Source organism: Labilithrix luteola (assembly GCF_001263205.1).
Classification (GTDB): domain Bacteria; phylum Myxococcota_A; class Polyangia; order Polyangiales; family Polyangiaceae; genus Labilithrix; species Labilithrix luteola.
The window spans coordinates 8,006,990-8,025,380 of sequence record NZ_CP012333.1 but is presented as its reverse complement, the minus strand read 5'-3'; the positions used below and the strand labels follow the sequence as shown (position 1 = coordinate 8,025,380).

Annotated in this window: 16 protein-coding genes; 8 read left to right on the top strand and 8 right to left on the bottom strand. The window is 66.0% G+C overall.

All coding sequences use genetic code 11. From position 1 onward, the window contains the following. Window positions 1–3: 3 nt before the first annotated feature. The gene (locus tag AKJ09_RS34885) at window positions 4–1,128 is read right to left on the bottom strand and encodes an efflux RND transporter periplasmic adaptor subunit (RefSeq protein ID WP_169928116.1); all 1,125 of its coding nucleotides are present in this window, start codon (window positions 1,126–1,128) and stop codon (window positions 4–6) included. Between the two features lie 430 nt (window positions 1,129–1,558). Between AKJ09_RS34885 and AKJ09_RS34880 the strand changes: the two genes are divergently transcribed. Continuing rightward, window positions 1,559–2,359: a sigma-70 family RNA polymerase sigma factor gene (locus tag AKJ09_RS34880; RefSeq protein WP_169928115.1), complete on the top strand. Its 801-nt coding sequence runs from the start codon at window positions 1,559–1,561 to the stop codon at window positions 2,357–2,359. A 34-nt stretch (window positions 2,360–2,393) separates the two neighbouring features. Next, window positions 2,394–4,151 (top strand): sigma-54-dependent transcriptional regulator, encoded by a 1,758-nt coding sequence (locus tag AKJ09_RS34875; protein ID WP_146652167.1) that lies wholly within the window; start codon window positions 2,394–2,396, stop codon window positions 4,149–4,151. Here AKJ09_RS34875 and AKJ09_RS34870 read toward each other — a convergent pair. The 7 genes from AKJ09_RS34870 to AKJ09_RS34840 all read right to left on the bottom strand — a co-directional run bounded on the left by AKJ09_RS34870 (window position 4,148) and on the right by AKJ09_RS34840 (window position 12,239). Next, a complete protein-coding gene (locus AKJ09_RS34870) occupies window positions 4,148–4,930 on the bottom strand; it encodes a sensor histidine kinase (RefSeq protein WP_169928114.1) in 783 nt (260 codons plus the stop codon). The two genes, AKJ09_RS34875 and AKJ09_RS34870, sit on opposite strands and share 4 nt — an antisense overlap. A gap of 35 nt (window positions 4,931–4,965) precedes the next feature. Then, entirely contained in the window at window positions 4,966–5,832 is an 867-nt protein-coding gene (locus AKJ09_RS34865; RefSeq protein WP_146652165.1) for a matrixin family metalloprotease, read from the bottom strand. Between the two features lie 8 nt (window positions 5,833–5,840). Then, window positions 5,841–7,124 carry a sigma-54 interaction domain-containing protein gene (locus AKJ09_RS34860; protein WP_146652164.1) on the bottom strand — a complete coding sequence of 428 codons (1,284 nt, stop codon included), beginning with the start codon at window positions 7,122–7,124 and terminating at the stop codon, window positions 5,841–5,843. Window positions 7,125–7,339: 215 nt separating this feature from the next. Further along, window positions 7,340–7,999, bottom strand: a complete 660-nt coding sequence (locus tag AKJ09_RS34855) for a hypothetical protein (RefSeq protein WP_146652163.1) — start codon at window positions 7,997–7,999, stop codon at window positions 7,340–7,342. A 179-nt stretch (window positions 8,000–8,178) separates the two neighbouring features. After that, complete coding sequence (locus tag AKJ09_RS34850; RefSeq protein WP_146652162.1) at window positions 8,179–10,053, bottom strand: glycosyltransferase family 2 protein; 1,875 nt, start codon at window positions 10,051–10,053, stop codon at window positions 8,179–8,181. A gap of 21 nt (window positions 10,054–10,074) precedes the next feature. Next, window positions 10,075–11,172, bottom strand: coding sequence for a coiled-coil domain-containing protein (locus AKJ09_RS34845; protein WP_146652161.1), 1,098 nt, complete (start codon window positions 11,170–11,172; stop codon window positions 10,075–10,077). Next, window positions 11,169–12,239 carry a hypothetical protein gene (locus AKJ09_RS34840; protein WP_146652160.1) on the bottom strand — a complete coding sequence of 357 codons (1,071 nt, stop codon included), beginning with the start codon at window positions 12,237–12,239 and terminating at the stop codon, window positions 11,169–11,171. The genes AKJ09_RS34845 and AKJ09_RS34840 overlap by 4 nt, the downstream gene beginning before the upstream one ends. A 235-nt stretch (window positions 12,240–12,474) precedes the next feature. Between AKJ09_RS34840 and AKJ09_RS34835 the strand changes: the two genes are divergently transcribed. The 6 genes from AKJ09_RS34835 (at window position 12,475) to AKJ09_RS34810 (ending at window position 18,384) form a co-directional block, all read left to right on the top strand. Continuing rightward, window positions 12,475–13,263, top strand: a complete 789-nt coding sequence (locus AKJ09_RS34835; RefSeq protein WP_146652159.1) for a hypothetical protein — start codon at window positions 12,475–12,477, stop codon at window positions 13,261–13,263. A gap of 120 nt (window positions 13,264–13,383) precedes the next feature. Continuing rightward, entirely contained in the window at window positions 13,384–13,770 is a 387-nt protein-coding gene (locus AKJ09_RS34830) for a TIGR02266 family protein (RefSeq protein WP_146652158.1), read from the top strand. A gap of 68 nt (window positions 13,771–13,838) precedes the next feature. Next, complete coding sequence (locus AKJ09_RS34825; RefSeq protein WP_146652157.1) at window positions 13,839–15,119, top strand: nucleotide sugar dehydrogenase; 1,281 nt, start codon at window positions 13,839–13,841, stop codon at window positions 15,117–15,119. A gap of 294 nt (window positions 15,120–15,413) precedes the next feature. Beyond that, a complete protein-coding gene (locus AKJ09_RS34820; protein ID WP_169928112.1) occupies window positions 15,414–16,283 on the top strand; it encodes a matrixin family metalloprotease in 870 nt (289 codons plus the stop codon). Further along, window positions 16,280–17,542, top strand: a complete 1,263-nt coding sequence (locus AKJ09_RS34815; protein ID WP_146652155.1) for a DUF4215 domain-containing protein — start codon at window positions 16,280–16,282, stop codon at window positions 17,540–17,542. Before AKJ09_RS34820 ends, AKJ09_RS34815 begins: the two co-directional genes overlap by 4 nt. Further along, window positions 17,542–18,384: a hypothetical protein gene (locus AKJ09_RS34810; protein WP_146652154.1), complete on the top strand. Its 843-nt coding sequence runs from the start codon at window positions 17,542–17,544 to the stop codon at window positions 18,382–18,384. The genes AKJ09_RS34815 and AKJ09_RS34810 overlap by 1 nt, the downstream gene beginning before the upstream one ends. Window positions 18,385–18,391: the final 7 nt, after the last annotated feature.

Sequence of the window (18,391 nt, the reverse complement as noted above, 5' to 3'; positions counted from 1 at the left end):
CGCTTACCGGAACAGCTCGCTCTTCAAGTAGAAGGCGCCGCCCGAGACGACCTTGTCGTGCTCGCCGAGTCCTTCGAGAATCTCGACGTCCGATTCGTTGGCGGCGCCGAGGCGAAGTGCGATGGGGACGACGCGCGTGGTGCTCTCGGCGCGGAACGCGGTGGGCTTGCCATCGACGAAGACCACGGCATCGCGCGGAACGAGCAGAGCCTCGTGGGCGGGCCCCGACGCGTCGATGGTGGCGAAGACGGACTGGCCGACGCGGAGGAGGCGCTCGGTGTTGTCGACCTCGATGCGCACGTCGGCGGTGCGGGTGGAGAGGTCGATGACCTCACCCACGTGACCGACGCGACCGATGATGGCCTTCGTCGGGTCGGACACGGGCGCCACCGACACTCGGTCCCCACGGCGGACTGCGCCGAGGCTCTGTTCGGTGACCGCGAGCTCGATCCAAAGCCGCGAGAGGTCGGCGATCTTGTACGCCGTCACGTTTGCTTCCACGGCCTGCCCCGGTTGCACGTGGCGCTCGACCACGTGACCGGCGATCGGTGACTTGAGGATATGGACGCCGAACGGCCCCGTGTTGCCGCCGAGCGCACGAACGCGCTGCTCCGAGGCGCTGAGCATCGCGCTCTGCGAGCGGAGCGTGGTGTCGGCGACCTCGGCCTCGCGCGCCGTCGTCAGCTGGCGATCCAGCAGGCTCTTCTCGCGCTTGGCGTTCACTTCGGCGGCCTCGGCCTGCGCGCGATTGGTGAGGAGAGTGGCCTGCGCCTCGCCGAGCTCTGCGCTGTCGATCTCGGTGAGGACGTCACCGACCTTCACCTCGTCGCCTTCGTACTTGGCGGTCTTCCGAACCACGCCGCGGAGGCGTGTGCCGACCGCCGCGACGCGCGCCGGATCGAACGTGACGGTTCCGACGACGCGAATCGTGGGAACGAGAGGTGCTCGACGCACCGAGTCGATCTTGACCCCAGCCCGCTTGGCGAAGGCGTCGGAGAAGACGATGGCGTTACCCTCGCGCTGGGGAACGTCACGAACGCTCTCGGCCGTCGGCGCGTGCGCCTTGTGGGACGTCATCGCATAGGCCCCGCCGCCGATGGCCACAGCAGCCACCAACCCAGCGACCATCCAGACTTTTCTGCCCCCGGTCCCTTGCCCCGACGACGGGGCAGAATCGTGGTGTGCGCGAGGCCTTTCGAAGCTCGACTGCTCCGCCTCCCCAGTTCCGTGATCGGGCGGGCTCATGTCGCGCGCATGATCGCACGGTAGGTACGCTGGGCAAAGCAGACCGCGCGTTTGTAGGGTTTCGCAACACTGCTCGAACGCGTACGCAAACGGCAACGCTCTCACCCGCTCACGCGATCAGTCATGGCGTTGACGGAGCAGAGCTTCATGAGGCTCGAACGCCATCGCGATGACGCTCGAGCGGCATGCGCTTGTCGGTCCCCCACCTAACGGCCCAACGAACGCGCGGATTGATGCCTCTTTCACGAGAAAACGCGGCGGCCTCTGCGGTGGCACAAGCAGTGCTGAAGGACCTCGCAACGAGGGCCGATCAATGCAAGCCGACCGCGAAGCCACGACGAAGACGAACATCAACCCGACCGCCGAGAACATCGCGGAGCACATGCATCTGGTCCACCGCGTGGTTGCGCACTTCATGCGGCGTCTTCCGAGGAGCGTGCAGCGTGAGGATCTCGTCGCCGCGGGCACGATGGGTCTCTTCCAGGCGCTGCGTGCGAGCGCGCATACCTGTTCGGAGATGTTTGCAAGCTACGCGCGCATTCGCATTCGTGGCGCGATCGTCGACGAGCTTCGTCGCCACGATTGGTCGCCGCGCCGCCGGCGCACTCCGGGCACCCCCGACACGCAGGCGAGCATTGACAATGGGACGACCGGCACCACGAACGTCATCGCTCTGCGACGTCAGCCTGCCCCCGGAGGTGCAAACGCAAACGCGAATGCGAGCGGGAATGGCAGCGCGAGCGCGAACGCCGAAGCGCCCGCGTCGGAACCGCGGGTTCGGATCGCAGTTGTGGGCTTCGACGACCTGCCTCCTCAGCTCGCGCTCGCCGCGACGGGCATCGCGGAAGGCGATGGATCGTCACCGCTCGACGAACTGCTCGAGCGGCGCGAGTTCGAAGCGCTCCACGCCGCCGTGGACGAGCTTCCGCCGCGTGAACGCGCGATCGTTCGTATGCGGTATTTCGAGGGAATGCCGAGTAAGGCCATTGCATCGTCGTTGGGATTGAGCGAAGCTCGTATCTCTCAACTCCATGCTCGAGCCACGTCCCGTCTTAGGGAGATCTTGTTGAACCAAGAAGGCGCGAGCGAGAGCGAGGTCGAGCTCGCGGCGTAGGGTTGGAGTAGCGCGGGTAGCGCGGGGACGGGACGTGACGGAGCTGGCCACGAATCCAGGCACAGGCACAGGCACTCTTGGTTCAGGAACGGGCCAAGGAGAGCTCGCCACCGACGGCGCCTCGAATTCGAATGGGGGGCAGCGCACTTCGGGAGACGACCGCAGCGCTCTCTCCCTGCGCCCTGATGGCGAAGCTCCTGTTCGCGTCCTCGTGGTGGACGACGAAGACGCGTTGCGGAGCACGCTTGCACGCGTGCTTCGCCAACGTGGAATGGAGACCGCAACGGCCGAGAACGGTTACGTCGCGCTCGACCTGCTCGACAAAGAGAACTTCGACGTCGTCCTCGTCGATGTGCGTATGCCGGGCATCACGGGTCCACAGGTCCTTCAGCGCATCAAGGCGGCGGCGTACCCGGTGGAGGTGGTGATGATGACCGCCTTCGCCGACATCGCGACGACCGTGAGCGCCGTCAAAGCCGGAGCATACGGCTTCCTCACGAAGCCTTTCGTCTCCAACGAGTCGGTGGTCATCGAGGTGCTCAACGCCGCTCAGTACCGGCGGCTGCGCGGGCGCACCGACAAGCAGGAGCGTACGGCGGGCCCGACAACGCCCACCGGCGAGATGGTCGGTCGCTGCCCGCCGATGCGTGAGGTCTATCGGCTGGTGTCCGGCGTCGCGTCGACGAACTCGACGATCCTCGTCCTCGGCGAGAGCGGCACCGGCAAAGAGCTCGTCGCGCGCGCAATCCACGAGCGTTCGCGGCGGGCGGCGCGTCCACTCGTCACCGTCAATTGCGCCGCCATTCCTCGTGAGCTGGTCGAGAGCGAGCTCTTCGGACATACCCGAGGCGCTTTCACGTCGGCCGTCACCGCGCGCGCAGGCCTCTTCGAAGCGGCCAACGGTGGAACGCTCTTCCTCGACGAGATCGGCGACCTTCCGACCAGCGCTCAGGTGAAACTCCTGCGCACGTTGCAGTCAGGCGAGATCAAGCCCGTCGGCAGCGACACGATCAAGACGGTCGACGTGCGCGTCATCGCGGCGACCAACGCCGATCTCCGCGCGTCGATCGCCGCCGGAACGTTCCGCCAAGATCTCTTCTATCGACTCAACGTCATCGCCATCCGGCTCCCGCCGCTTCGCGATCGCGGTGACGACATCCTCCACCTCGCGCAGCACTTCATCCAGAAGCACGCACGAATCGCCGGTCGTCCGGCGACGCGCCTCAGCCACGAGGCCGCCTTGTGCTTGCAGCGCTACGAGTGGCCCGGCAACGTGCGCGAGCTCGAACACGCGATCGAGCACGCCGTCGTTTTGTCGGAGAGCGAGACGATCCTTCCGACGTCGCTCCCAGCCGAAGTCCAGCTCGCCATCGAGGCGAAGGTTCCGTGGCATCCGCCACCGGGCGCCACCCCTGCCCCGCCGCAAGTGGCGCTTCACGTACCTGCACACGTACCCGCGCACGTGCCGCTACCGGCGCCCGCGCCCGCGCCGACGCCCCCCGCGAAACCCGTGGTCGGCACGATGTCCGAGCTCGTGGCCGCACTCGGCCTCGCGGAGATGTCCTATCCCGAGGCGAAGAAACGTATCCTCGCGGACTTCAACGAGACGTACGTGAACGCGCTGCTTCTCGCGTCCGCGGGCAACATGAGCGAGGCCGCGCGCCGCTCGGGGCTCGATCGCTCGAACTTCCGTCGACTCGTTCGCTCGACCGCGCCCGACTCCCTCCAGGCTCCGGCCGGCGCGCGCAGCCGCGACGAAAGCGACGAGCGCGACGAGCGCGACGAGCGCTAGCCGCGCGCCGGAACGCGCACCGTGATTCGGGGAACCATGTTTCCCGAGACGACCGTGACGGAGCCTCCGTGCACGTCCACGATGCGCGTCGCGAGCAGCGTTCCCAGCCCCGATCCTGGAAGATCGGCGACGCTTCCCTCGCCCCCCTCGTGCGCGTCGTCGCGCGGATCTTCGTCCGCCACCGCGATCACCATCTCGAGCCATCGACCGTCGGCGTCTCGTTCGCGCGCCGACGTCACGATCTTCGCGGACGGCCGCGCCCCGCGAACGGTCGCGTCGAGGAGAGCTGCGAGGGCACGCGAGAAGAGCGACGCATCACCCGTGGTCTCGAGCGAAGCGGGAACGTCACTGGAGAGGACGACGTTGCGCGTTTGGGCGCGCGCCTGGCACGCACCGATCGCCGCGCTCACGACAGGCGCGAGGAACATGCGGTTGTCGCGAACGTTCGACGCGTCGTGCAAGCGCGCGAGCGTGGCGAGATCCTCGACGATCTCGACGAGACGTTTCGTGGCCGAGCCTGCATCGCGAATCGCCTCGGCGACTTCGGCCCCCGAATCGCGCGGCGAAGTTGGAGGCACGTCCTCGGCCGTCCCAAGCTCGACCTCGAGCCACTCGAGGCTCGCGCGCACGACCGCGAGCGGATTCTTCAGGTCGTGGACGGCCCTCTCGAGAACTTCACGATGCTCGCGTGGATCGGAAAGCGCGGCTGTTGGACCGCTGGCGAGAACGCCCGCGGAGCCGGCAGAAGACGGTTGATCGTGACGCGGCGAGCGGGGCATCGGTCCTTCTAGGTGTCCCAAAACCGAGACACGCGTCACCTTGAATACCTCTTCTTGCCTGTGATTCGCACGACGAAACCCAAAAAGATCGCCACCGCTGCACCGCACCAACCGCGCGCGTCCGCATGGGGAGCTCCACCGGACATGGCGGAACTCGCCACCCTGGAGGTCGTACATCCGAGAGCGGCAAGGCTCGACGCATCCTTCGAGTGAGTGGCGCCATTCGACGACGCATACAGAGACAAGAGCCCAGCGAGATCGTCGGGCGCGGGCGTCGAACGTTCCTGCTTTGCGGGCTGGACATACGGGAACATGAGCGAGCCGTCGAGCGTGGGTTCGTCGCTCAAGCCGAGTGCGTGTCCGAGCTCGTGGGCGACCACGCGTGAAAGGTCGTACGTCGCGCTCGTGTCGGCATCGTGTTCGGATTGGGCCTGGGCTTCGACCTCGGTGGCGGTCAGTGATGACTCGACCTCGGCTGCGTCGAACGGCGCGAGCTTGTACTTGCCGTTCAGAACGATGTCGGCGTCGAGGATCGTCCCCGTACGATCGTCGTAGGTGACGATCGTGATGGCGAGAGCGCGGCCGGCGGCCTCGTAGCCCTCCGGGGCGTAGAGGATCGTATTCACGCCGTCGTACTTGGCCGTTCGTGAGATGCCGTCGCGCGACACGCCGAGCGTCGGTGAGCCGCGCCGCGCAGTCCACGACCAGGTTCCACGCGCGATGGCGTCACCGGCTCCAGGCAACGCGTCGACGGACGGGTCGATCACGAACTGGACGTCCGAGACGCGCCATCGGACGGCGCGGCCGCTCTCGGTCCGTTTGATCTCGAACGCCCTCGCCTCCGTGGTGGCGAGACCGAGGGCCGTGATCGAGGCGACCGTGAGCGCCGCTATTTTCGACATGCGTGGTCCTACAGACCACGCCTCCGAATCATCTCGACGAGCGTGGTGCGGTTGAGTCCGAGGAGCTGGGCCGCCCGGTTCTTGTTGCCGCCGGTGCGCGCGAGCGCCTGGCGAATGAGGTTGTTCTGGTACTGCTCGACGGCGGAGAACAGATTCACGCCCGCCCCAGGAAGGACGCGCGGGAAGTTCGGGTTGGACCCACGGCGAATGCCGTCCGCCTCGATGGGAACAACGGCCGCCCCCGCCGATTCTTCAGTCACCGGCGGCATCGGCACGGCGATCGTGGTGGGGAGCTCGAACTTTCGTCGCTCGCCGGTCTGCTCGATGCTTTCGTCCTGCGCGTGGGGCGAGAGGAGAGCCGGCGGGTGGACCGATTCGGGGACGCTCGGAGCTTCCAGGCTGAGCGCGCGCGGAGCGCCAATCGCGAGGCCGAGGACGTCTTCGGGCTCGACGTACGGCCCTCGCGCGAGAAGCACGCCTCGCTCGAGCGCGTTCTCGAGCGCGCGGACGTTGCCCTGCCACGGATGGCTTTCGATGGCGCGAAGGGCCGACTCCGAGAAGCCCCGCAGGTCGGTGCGTCCGCTCGTCTCGATCGAGCGCTGCAGGAAGTACTGGGCGAGGAGCCGAACGTCACCTTTGCGCTCACGCAGCGCAGGCAGGTGAATGTTGATGACGTTGAGTCGGTAGAAGAGGTCTTCGCGGAAGCGTCCGGCAGTGACCTCCGCCTCGAGGTTGCGGTTCGTCGCGGCGACGATGCGAACGTTGCACTTGATGGCGCGCGACTCGCCGACGGGGGTGTACTCACGCTGCTGGAGCACGCGGAGCAGCTTCACCTGGACGGAGAGAGGAAGCTCCCCGACCTCGTCGAGGAACAGCGTTCCGCCTTCGGCCGCGCGGATGTGACCGGCCCTCGCCGTCTGTGCGCCGGTGAAGGCACCTCGCGCATGACCGAACAACTCGCTCTCCACGAGCTCGAGCGGGATCGCTCCGCAGTTGATGGTGATCATCGGCTGATCGCGCCGGTCGCTCGCGTCGTGGAGCGCGGCAACGACGAGCTCTTTGCCCGTCCCGCTCTCGCCGGTCACGAGGACGGTGCAAGACGAACGCGCAACCCGGTCGATCGTCTCGAGGACGCTCCGCATCTGCGGGGTCTGCCCGATGATCTTGCCTCGGCTCGTCGGCCGGAGCGTGAAGGTGCGGTGAATGCCACTGACTTCGTCGTCACCGGAGAGGACCGGCGGACGGCTCGAGATGGCAGCACGGTGAGCAGCTTCGAAGGCACCAAGACGCATGAGCCAGACCTCTTCGCGTTCAGAAAAGTTGGGGGCCGATCCTGGGGTCGCCCCGCGCCTCTCCGCATTGCAAATGAAGGGCCGCGTGATGAAGCGTTCGAAATCCGCCGTTTAGGAATCCAACCGAGACACTCGAGGAGGGTCGACGTCGACCCGGGGTCACGAACGACCGCGAAGGGGTGACCCGGCACGCATCTACGTCGATGTAGCTGGTGTCAGGCGCCTTCCGGAAGGTACGGCATCGTCGGGGTCCGGCTGCGCGGAGCGAACGTTCCGCTGCCGTGGCGATGGCAGATCCCGCGGTCGCGAATACCCGCGTCGAAGTCGATCGCTCCGCAGTGGCGGCAAACGGAGAGCTCGTTCTCGTAATCCGAGGTGCGCGCGAGGTAGTCGGCCGCGAGGAGGGAGAGGACGCGGTCTGCGAGACGGCGCGCATCCGTCGTGGGAACCCAGCCCGGCACGTGGCCCTCGTCCTCGCACCGAACGACGAAGCCCGCCGACATCATCGTGAACGCGAAGCTCGCTCCGCCCTCCGCGTCGGCCGTCTGCTTCATGGTCTCGATGACCTCGGTGCGCGCGCTGCGCACAACCCGCTCCACCATGCGTGCGTCGATCTCGCGGAGGAGCGGCACTGGACGCGGCGAATCGGTGCCATGCCGGCGAGCGGAGTTCGAAACGTACTGGGTCAGCTGGGCGTACGGGCCCATGAGCCACATCGCGAGCTCGGCCTTGCCCCAGTACGAAGACTCGTGGACGAACGCGAGCGCGGTCTCGCGACACGCGCGGGCAATCGCCAGCGAGCCCGTGCGCTCGGGCAGCGTCAGGATCGTGTCGATGCTGGAGTCGTTCGCGTGAACCGTGCTGAGCGTGATCATGACCACCCGTAGAGCATCGACCATACCAGTCGCAATTTGCCTATTTTTCAGCCACTTCGTGAGAGTCGAACGAGCGAACCTCGGAACGATGACGCTTTCGTCACCGCTTTGTCGGCCGCGGAGGCCGAAGGCTCGCTCGCAACGTCATCGCTACGCCGATCGCGTCGGCGCGTTGACGCTCAGGCCGCTTCGCGCGTCGCTTCCGACGTCGCGCGCGACGAAGATCCGTCGGTCGACGGAGGAACGAGCGACAGTCGCGACGCGCGAACGGACGCGGGCGGAGCAGCGAGCGATGTCGAGACGACCGGGAGGGTCGCCGCTACCGTTCGCGGCTTGAGCACGCGGCGCTTGCCCGACGTCCAGCCCTCGAAGCCACTCGGCGTCCACGGCGTCTCGTGCCATCCGAGCCAGAACCATCCGAGCGGTACGTCGCCGTGGACGATCGAACGAATGCCGAGAGCGAGCGCGCGCCTTACGCGATAGGCGACGGCGATGCGAGGGAGACGACTCTTGATGTGCGTCTCCTCCGGCGAGAAGCCCGTGTTGACGCCGAAGAGAAACACGTCCTGCACGTAGCCCCAGAACGTCGTCATCTTGTTGAAGACGAAGTGGTAGGGCACAGACAGCGCGAGACCGAGCAGCTTGTGACCGTGCGCGCGAAATCCGCCGTCGAGGAGGACTCCGAACGCCGTCGCGGCGAAGCGCAGCGTCGAGTAGATCACGAACGCACACGTGAAGCCGACAAGGAAGCCGTCGGTGTTCACGAACGGAAGCATGATCATCGCGATCGCTTCGGTAGCGTTGAAGTAGACGATCAAGATCGTCGATACGACGGTCGGGAAAAGCAGCGTCCAATGGAACGGGAGGACGGGGCTCCAACGCTGTGAGAGTTCGACGCGAGACGTGTTCCAGCGCACGCGTTGCTTGAACAACGCGCGAATGGTCGTCGGCGTCTTCGTTTCGACGCGCGCGTGCGGCTCGTACTGGAGCGCGCGGAGGAAGTAGCCACGAATCGCGTAGGCCAGCGCGTGGAGCGGAGTGCGCGGCAGCTCCAGGGTGAGCTTCCCGCCATGCCATCTCGCGCAATAGGCGAGCCACGTGACCCACGTGTCGTCACCGGGTCCCGTCTGGGCCTCAGGCAGCTCGCCGGCGTCGGAGTTCGCGAACGAGGGCGGACATGCGCCGAGCCACCACATCATCACGTGACGAAGGCGGAGGGTCTGCATGAAGGCCGCCCAGCGCGGCGCCATCCGATGCAGCTCGGACCACGTGCAATAGAGCGCTCCCGAGGCTCCCGGCACGAGATGCAGCTTGTAGTTGTGTTTGCCGAGCATCGAGAGAATGAACTCGGCAGCCACGTGAATCGAGAGTAGACCGCGCACCGTGAAGTAGGCGCGCCACCCGCGCCAGTACTCCGAGCGCGCGATGCACACGTTCGACGTGACGATGTTCGGAAACTGGCGCGATCCCGGATACGGCGTGGTCAGTCGATCGGCGAGGCGCACGAGCGCTTCGGGTCCGAGCTGACTGTCGGCGTCCATGTTGAAGAAGAGGGTCGGAAACGCGTCGAGCAGGCCCTCGGCGATCTTCGCGTGGAGATACTGCACGCCGTTGTCGATCGCCACGGCCTTGCCCGTGCGAACCTTCGTGCACGTCACGAAGATGCGAACGTCGTGAGCGACGGGGAACTGCTCCGCCCACGCCTCGAGCTCCGTATAGAGAGCCGGCTTCGAGACACCGTCGTCGATCGCGGCGATGATCGTCAGCTCACCCGGATACCCGTTCGTCGCTGCGCTCTCGATGGCCTTTTTCAAACCGGAGAGCTCGTCCTCCGAACGAAGCAACGTCGGCATGACGAGGACGGCCGACGGGCGACGTCCCGGTCGAAGTGGCGGCGCGGACGTTCCGTAGCGCAAGAGCCGAACGAGGCACTGCCCGAGAACGACCGCGTAATGACATTGGTAGAGGACGAACCCGACGACGAACGGCAGGAAATACGGCGATGCGAGCTCGAAGCCGGTGAGCACTCGAAGGTGCCAGAGAAGCTGTTCCATCGACGAACGCTCGTTTGGGAATCAACGCATCGAGCGAGCGCGAAGGACCTTCTCCTTCGCAGCCTCGCGGTCGTTCAGATCGAGAATCGCGTACTGCCCGCGCTCGACGTTGGACCATGGGTCTTGCGCAACCACCTCGCCGGGCAACACCTCGGCGATACGCCCGACGATTCGACAATCGAAGAGCGCCCAGGTGCAGGCCACCACCGGTGCCCCGGCCCTGACATGGGGCAGCTGCGTGTACGGAACGAAGGCCACGTCGGTCTTGGCCTCGATGGCGCGATAGAGGGGCCGCGCCTTGAGCTGACGGAACATCTCTTCCATCCGACCGAGCGCTTCGACCGAAATCCCGCGTTGCGAGACGAGCGACCGGCGTTCGGCTTCGAGCCTGATCAGCTCGAGGTCGAGACGCACCGCGCGCTCTTCGCCCGCAACGATCTCGGGCAAGATCCCTACCCCGCCACGCTTCGAATCACCGTTCATCGCATCGCGCAACACGGCCTGCGTCGCGAGGAACTGCGCGCCCTGCATCCGCGAATCCTGCATGTCGCGTGCGTTCTGCGAGATCGCGAGCTCGAGCTGGTCGAGCACCTGCGCTTCACGATCGAGCTCCTGGCGTGCAAGGAGTCCTGCCTCCGCGTTGCGGCGCGCGTTGTCGGCGATGAGCTTCTGCCTCGCGAGCATGCCCGCGAGCAGGCGCTTCTGCTCCCCGAGCCCGCGCATACGTTCGGCAACGGCCTTCGATTGGGCCCTGGTCGCCGAGGCCGTCCAACGAATTGCCTCCACACCGCTCGACTCGATCGTGCGAAGTCGTGCGATGGCCGCGTCGATACCGCGGAGGTCCGCGTCGATACGCTCGATGTCGGCCTGCAGCTTGTTGCGCTGCACGATCTGCTCGTTCAGCTTCACGTTGATCTGGAGAACCTGATCGTTGTCCGGCGAAAGCGTGATCGGAACCATCCACGCATCGACGACGGCGTAGTAGATCCCGCGCCCGAGCCACGCGATGCCGGTGAGGAGCGCCGCGAGAACTGCGAGCGCGAACACGCGCGGCTTCAAACTCGATTCGGGATGGCCCGAGGGTTTCACGTCCACGGGCGACGTCACATTCGCACTCACTTGGGACCTCCAATCGCGTTCTGTCGTTCCGAAAGCGCATTCAAGAAGACGCGCTCCGCTCCTAGGTCGATGACCTCGAGCGCGAGCGCCGCCGCGACGTGCGGTTTGTTCGGCGCGTCGGTCTTCGCCACCGCTTCGCGCTCGAGCTCGACGCGAGCGAGCTCCCCGTCGAGAAGCGCTACTTGTTTGCGCGTTACCTCTGCCTGCGCAGTGAGCTCGCGTTGCAGGCCTTCGATCTGCTGGCGCATCTCGTAACGCGCGTTCTTGATCTCCTGCGCGCGCGCTTCGGTCGCACGCGCTTCGGCGCCATGCTGGAAGAGCCCGCCCAAGTTGTACGAGAGCTCGGCGACGCCGAAGTAGTCGAAGTTCGGGTGCGCGGTGACGCCGCCCGTGACCGATAGCCGCCAGGGGGCCAGGTTGCGCACGTGCTCGACGCTCTCTTCGTAGGTGATCGAGCGCCCCTCGTAGACAGTCAAGAGCGCGTGGAGGGATTCGTCCGGGCGGCGCGTCCCGCGCTTCTTCAGGGTCTCGACCTCGCGCTCGGCATCGAGCGCCTTGCTCGAGAGCTCCAGAACCCGACGACGAATCTCGTGGACCTCGATGAGCGTGGCGCTGCCGATCGTGAAGCGCTGCTCGGCGGTGCCGAGAATGCCCTGCATCTCGGGCTCCTTGTCACGGAGGAACGCGAGCTTGCGCTCGTAAGCAACGCGCCGACCGACCTCGTCGCGCTGGAGGAGGATCTCTTGGAGCGTGACGGCGACGTCCTGACGGGCGCAATCCTTCTTCGCTGCGTCGAGCACGCCGAAGCCCTTGTAGATGTCGACGACCGAAGCGGACACCGAACCTCGTGGCTGCACGTCTCGCCCGACCTGGATGCCGAGGCTGTCGAGAATCGCGCTCTGCGGATAACGGATGACCTGAACCGAAGCCGTCGGAGCGAAGAGAAGCGCGGCGTCCGCCTCGGCGCGGGCCGTCACCTTGCGGCAGTAATCCGAAGAGGGGCCCTCGGCGCGCGCAGGCGACGAGAACATGACGCTCGCGGCCGCCAGCAGAGCCGTGAGCGTCATCGCGACGCTTCGCACTCCACGTCCGGCGACAAGTGGCCGTTCATGCTGAATCATGGTGGTTCTATCCAGAGTTCGAAGAAGCCAAGGGCAGGACACGCGAGACGCGAAGCTCGCTGCGACGTCGTCCCCACGCCCTCCCGTGCTCGCGGCTCTTTCATCTTTCGTGCCCGCCATCGTTTTGACGTTCGCGGCGGTCGCCTTCGGCTGCTGCCACGCGCGGACGGCGGATCAATCCGTGGCTCAGACCGCCGCCTCCGCGACGCCGATGAGCGAGCCACGCCACGCACGCGGCATGTGGGTCTGGGGGACGAGCACGCGCGTCCAACACGACGACGCGCTACCGGCTCTGCTCGAGACGTGTCGCATGCTGCGCCTCACGGAGGTGTACCTCTCCATCAATGGCGTGCTCGACGACCCGCGCCTGCCCGCGTTCGTCGAGGGGCTTCGCGCGGCCGGGATCCGCGTCGAAGCGCTCATGGGAGAGGCGCGCTGGTATCAGGCTGCCGAGCGCCCCGCGATGTTCGCGAAGATCGACGCCGTCGCGACCTTCAACGCGAAGCATCCGCCTGGATTTTCGGCCGTTCATCTCGACGTCGAGCCGCATCAGCTGAAGGAAAACGAGGCCTCCCATGCATTCTTGCCCGAGCTGGCCTTCGCTTTGACGGAGGCGCGCCTCCGCGCGGCGAGCTTCGGCCTCGGGACGAGCGCCGACCTGCCTCGCTTCGCGCTCGACGAAGACGGCCCCGCCTTCGCATCCGCCGTTCCCCGCATCTTCGTGATGCTCTACCAGCTTCGTGATCGGAGCTCGTCTTGGCTCGTTCGCGCGAGCCGCAGCGTGCTCGAACACGCCTTCTCCGGCGTTCCCTCGGACGAACCAGGCGAGCTCGTGGTCGCGCTTCGCGTCGAGGATTACCCCGAGACACTCGAAACCATGCTGGACGCACTCGATGGCGCACACGGCGCGAGCCTTCGCTACGGGGGATGGGCGGTGCATGACGAGGCGAAGTATCGGGCTCGTCGATGAGCTGCAAAACGCGACGTCACGCACGTGGCTTTCGCGTCAACGTGCTGACGCTGGCGGTGGAGGTAGGAGGCTCGCTGAACGGACCCGTCGAAGGGCCGTTCCTGGTTCGAGGAGAATCCAATGGCCGACGCAGCCCGGAAGATCGACGAACAGGAACACAGCGACGTGCGCCGTTCGGCACGCGCCAGCGTTTACGTGAACGTCGACATCACGAGCGAGCACAACTTCTGGACGGACATGACGATGAACATCGCCGAAGGCGGCGTCTTCGTCGCCACCCACCAGGAAGTCCCGCTCGGGACGGTGCTCGTCGTAAACATGATGCTCCCGCGCGAGCGCGCCGCCATCGTTGCCTTCGCCGAAGTCCGATGGACCCGAGCGTATTCGGGACAAGCCGACGTTCCTCCGGGCCTCGGACTCGCATTCGTTCACGTCGAAGACGATGGCCTCACGCGCATTCGCCGCTTCCTCGCCACGGTGCGCGAGCCGCTCTTCTTCGAGGACTGAGCGGAGCGGTTCGGCCCGAGTCGTGCAAGCGGCCACGCGACAGCACGCTCAACCGTCAAGGAGTCGTCATGCGTGAGAAGATCTCGGTCATCGGCCTCGGATACGTTGGCCTCCCCGTCGCCCTCGCCTTCGCGAGGAAGTTCCCGCACACGGTTGGGTTCGACATCCACTGCGGGCGCGTCGACGAGCTGAAACGCGGTCACGACCGAAATGGGGAGACGCCCGAACCAGAGCTTCGGGGCAGCTCTCTCGAGTTTACGTGCGACACGCAGATGCTGGACGGGACCACGTTCTTCGTCGTCGCCGTTCCGACGCCGGTCGACGAGAACAACGTTCCCGACCTCACACCACTCGCGAAGGCGAGCGAGTTCGTCGGCAAACACGTGAAGCCCGGGGCCATCGTGTGCTTCGAGTCGACGGTGTATCCGGGCGCGACGGAGGAGATCTGCGGACCGATCCTCGAGAAGGTCAGCGGTCTTGTACGTGGCAAAGACTTCACGCTCGCGTACTCGCCCGAGCGCATCAATCCGGGCGACACCGTGCACACGCTGCAGACGGTCACCAAGGTCGTGTCCGGCGAAGACGACGCGACGCTCGAGCGCGTGGCGGCGGTCTACGGGGCGATCGTTCCCGCCGGCGTGCACAAGGCCTCGTCGATCAAGGTGGCCGAAGCCGCGAAGGTCATCGAGAACACGCAGCGCGACATCAACATCGCGCTCATGAACGAGCTCTCGGTCATCTTCGATCGTCTCGGCATTCGCACGATCGACGTGCTCGCGGCGGCGGGCACCAAGTGGAACTTCCTCCCCTTCCGTCCGGGACTCGTCGGCGGCCACTGCATCGGCGTCGATCCCTACTACCTGACGATGAAGGCGCAGCAGGTCGGCTACCAGCCCGAGGTCATTCTCGCGGGTCGTCGCATCAACAACGGCATGGGACCGTTCATTGGTCAGAAGATGGCGAAGCTCCTCATCGAGAACGACATCCCGGTCAAGCGCGCGCGCGTCGGCATCCTCGGCCTCACCTTCAAGGAAGACGTGAACGATCTGCGCAACAGCAAGGTGCCGGACATCCTGAAGGAGCTCGCCGACTTCGGAATCGATGCCGTCGTCCACGATCCGCACGCCGACGCGGCAGAGGCCCTGCACGAGTACGGCATCAAGCTCGCGAAGTGGGAAGACATCCGGAACCTCGACGGGCTCGTCGTCGCCGTTGCCCACGAGGCCTATACGAAGATGGGTCAGGAGAAGCTGCTCTCCCTGGTCCGCCATGGCGGCGTGGTGATGGACGTGAAGAGCGTCCTCGACCCGAAGGAGGTCGATCGCGGCATCCGCTACTGGTCGCTCTGACCGGCTCTTGTCACACGCTCGCGCGTGAGCGGTGGATCGCCAAGGATCCGTCGGCGCTTCCGGGAGCCCTTCGATCGGCCTTCCGTTGCGACGAATCTCAGGCAAAATTCACGTACCCACGTGTCGCCCCACCTTGTCTTACACGGGCACGAGTCGTGCACCCGTCCGGGGTGCAGCATCATGTTTCTCGATGGGCGCACCAAGGCTGTCACGCCGGCGACACGGAGAGAGCGAGCGATTGGCCGGCTTGGCCCTCGTGTCGCCTTTCGGCTGCTCATGGGCGGACTCGCGCTCGTGGCTTCGATAGCGTCCGCGCGCGAAGCCTCCGCGTTCTGTCGTTCCACGAGCTGCCGCTCGACGAGCTCCAAGGAGTGCGAGCGCGACGACAACGGCTGCCCCGCGGAAGGCGCCACGCTGTACTGGCCGACCAGCTGCATCGCGTACGCAACCAACGAGCTCGGAACGATCAACCTCGATCCCGCAGACACACGACGCATCATCCGCAAGACGTTTCAAGCGTGGAGCGACGTGGATTGCAAGGGCGGAGGAACGGCGTCGATGACCTTCCAGGAGATGGATCCCATCCCCTGCAAGAAGAGCCAATTCAACAAGGACGGGCCGAACGTGAACGTGGTGCTCTTCCAGGACAACGATTGGAAGTATCGCGGCATCGACGGCACGCTCGCGAAGACGAGCGTCACTTACAACGACGAGACCGGCGAGATCTACGACGCCGACATCGAAGTGAACACGGCCTTCAACGAGGTCACCATCACGAACAATCCGGCCGAGGTCGAATACGATCTGCAGGCGATCCTGACTCACGAGGTCGGGCACTTCATCGGGCTCGCGCACTCGGACCAGCCGACCGCCGTGATGTACGAGTCGTACACGCCCGGTTCCACGTCGCAACGAACGCTGACGGACGACGACGTCGCCGCCGTGTGTTCCGCGTACCCGCCGAACAGCAGAGTGGCCTGCAACCCGGAACCGCGAGGCGGCTTCTCGCCAACGTGTGATGCTCCCGCGTCCGGTGGTGGATGCTCGACCGCGAGCGCCGGAAGAAGCGTCGATAGCGCCCCCATCCTCACGCTCTCAGGCTTGGCAATTCTCGTGGCCGCAAGCGTTTCACGCAAAGCGGTCCGCGTTCGGAGGGCTCGATGAATTTCCGTGGCTTGTCCGTGGCGGCGATCGGTGTGATCGCGCTCATCGTGGGAACCCAAGGCTGTGGGACGGCCGCAGGGACGACCGCAGAGACAGCGGAGGCCAGGATCTGCACACCGAACGCGAACGTCTTCTGCCGTTGCGACAATCGCGCAAAGGGCACGAAGCGTTGCAACGAGGACGGCACCGCGTTCGCCGAGTGCACGACCGGCGGCGGGCAGTGCAAAGAAGACACGACCGATCCGAACGCCGGCGCGCCCGTCGATACGGACGGCAACATCATCGAGGGGAAGGACGCCGGAGAAACCGGGCCGGCCATCGACACCTGCCCGGGCCAGCCGACTGCCGTGGGCACGACCGAAGTCGTGATCCAGGGAGACACGAGCGACGCCAAGGACGACACCAAGGGTGACGGCGCGTGCAACGCAGGCGCCGGCGGTCCCGACCACATCTACCATCTGCAGCCGACCGGCAGCGGCCCGCTCAGCGTGAAGGTGGAAGCCGAAGCGCCCTTCAACCCGACGATCTACCTGCGCACGGACTGCACCGACGAGTCGGCGGCTTCGCAGGTTCGCTGCGGCCCGCCCTCCAAAGCGGGAGCTACGGTCAGCTTCACGCTGAACGTCGCCAGCGGAAAGGACTACTACCTCGTCGTCGACGGCGCGTCGGGCAGCCAGGGCAAGTACAAGCTCACGTTGAAGCTGACCACCGGCACGTTCTGCGGCGACGGGAGGGTCGACAGCGGCGAGGCCTGCGACGACGGCAATCACGACGACAACGACGGTTGCTCGCCCGACTGCCAAAAGCCGAACGGGAATCCGCCGAGCGGCAACGGATGCCCTGGTCATCCGGTCGACGTCTGGTCCGGCAAGACGGTCACGGGCACCGGCTCGAACAAGGGCTACGGCAATCAGTGGAAACAGACCGGCAACGACTGCACCGTCAGCAGCCCGGGATTCAACGTCGGACAGGAACACGTCTACGAAGTCACCGCCCACGCCGCGGGAACGATGCTCGTCACGGTAACGCCCGCGACGAGCATCAATCTCATGCTCGTCGCCCGAAAGATTTGCACCGATCCGAACTCGCAGCCCGCGAACACGAGCTCGGTCTCGTGGTGCTCGAACGACGGCGTCGCCGGAGAGGGCGAGCAGCTGAAGTTCCCTGTGACCAACGGCGAGAAGGTGTACGTCGCCGTCGACGGCGCCGGCACCGTGAACAACAGCGGCGACTACACGCTCAGCTTCAAAGTGCAGTGATGCGCGCCAGGCTCGTATCGCTCGCCAAAGCTCTCGCCCTCGTGGGCTCGCTCGCAGGCGCGCTCGTCGTGGTCGAAACGGGCTGCGGGACGAAGAGCGCAGCCAAGAGCACCTCGGGCTGCAAGCCCGGCGAACCGTACTACTGCCGCTGCGCCGATCGGTCCGAAGGCGAGTGGATCTGCAACGACGACGGACAGACCTTCGGCACGTGCGAGCCGTGCGAGACCGGCGACAACCCGGCGCTGCCGCCCGAGGAGTACGAGCCTCTTCCCGCGCGCGATGCAGGCGGTAGCGACGCGAGCAAAGCTGTTTGCGGCAACAAGGTCGTCGAAGCCGACGAGGACTGTGACGACGGAAATCAATCGGACGAAGACGGCTGCACGGCGACGTGCCGGCTCGGTGGCTCGAATCCTCCGGCATCACGCAGCTGCCCTGGACTCGAGACGCACGTTTGGAGTGACCGCGAGGTCGTCTACACCGGAACGACGGTTGGCTCCCCGAACACCGGTGCGGTCAAGCCCGCGTGCACGGCAGGAGCCTCCACGGCCTCGGGCGCCGCTGCCTCCGACCGCGTCTTCGCGGTGACCACGCACAAGACCGGCACGCTCACGGCGAAGACGAGCAACACGGCGTTCAACAACCTCCTCTACGCGAGCACGGCGTGCCGCGACCGCAACAAGAACGAGGGTGACAACCTCCAGCTCGCATGCGCGAACGCCTCGTCGGGCACCGAGGGAGAGACGCTCACCTTCCCGGTCGAAGATGGCAAGACCTACACGGTGTTCGTCGACGGCGTGCTGACGGCCGAGGGCACGTTCACGATCGGTTTCTCGATCGAGTGATCGGCGC

Bases quoted from the DNA above. Each gene is read 5' to 3' on its own strand.
- AKJ09_RS34885 (WP_169928116.1), bottom strand. From the start codon at position 1,128: ATGGTCGCTGGGTTGGTGGCTGCTGTGGCCATCGGCGGCGGGGCCTAT.
- AKJ09_RS34880 (WP_169928115.1), top strand. From the start codon at position 1,559: ATGCAAGCCGACCGCGAAGCCACGACGAAGACGAACATCAACCCGACC.
- AKJ09_RS34870 (WP_169928114.1), bottom strand. From the start codon at position 4,930: ATGCCCCGCTCGCCGCGTCACGATCAACCGTCTTCTGCCGGCTCCGCG.
- AKJ09_RS34865 (WP_146652165.1), bottom strand. From the start codon at position 5,832: ATGTCGAAAATAGCGGCGCTCACGGTCGCCTCGATCACGGCCCTCGGT.
- AKJ09_RS34860 (WP_146652164.1), bottom strand. From the start codon at position 7,124: ATGCGTCTTGGTGCCTTCGAAGCTGCTCACCGTGCTGCCATCTCGAGC.
- AKJ09_RS34855 (WP_146652163.1), bottom strand. From the start codon at position 7,999: ATGATCACGCTCAGCACGGTTCACGCGAACGACTCCAGCATCGACACG.
- AKJ09_RS34850 (WP_146652162.1), bottom strand. From the start codon at position 10,053: ATGGAACAGCTTCTCTGGCACCTTCGAGTGCTCACCGGCTTCGAGCTC.
- AKJ09_RS34840 (WP_146652160.1), bottom strand. From the start codon at position 12,239: ATGACGCTCACGGCTCTGCTGGCGGCCGCGAGCGTCATGTTCTCGTCG.
- AKJ09_RS34830 (WP_146652158.1), top strand. From the start codon at position 13,384: ATGGCCGACGCAGCCCGGAAGATCGACGAACAGGAACACAGCGACGTG.
- AKJ09_RS34825 (WP_146652157.1), top strand. From the start codon at position 13,839: ATGCGTGAGAAGATCTCGGTCATCGGCCTCGGATACGTTGGCCTCCCC.
- AKJ09_RS34815 (WP_146652155.1), top strand. From the start codon at position 16,280: ATGAATTTCCGTGGCTTGTCCGTGGCGGCGATCGGTGTGATCGCGCTC.
- AKJ09_RS34810 (WP_146652154.1), top strand. From the start codon at position 17,542: ATGCGCGCCAGGCTCGTATCGCTCGCCAAAGCTCTCGCCCTCGTGGGC.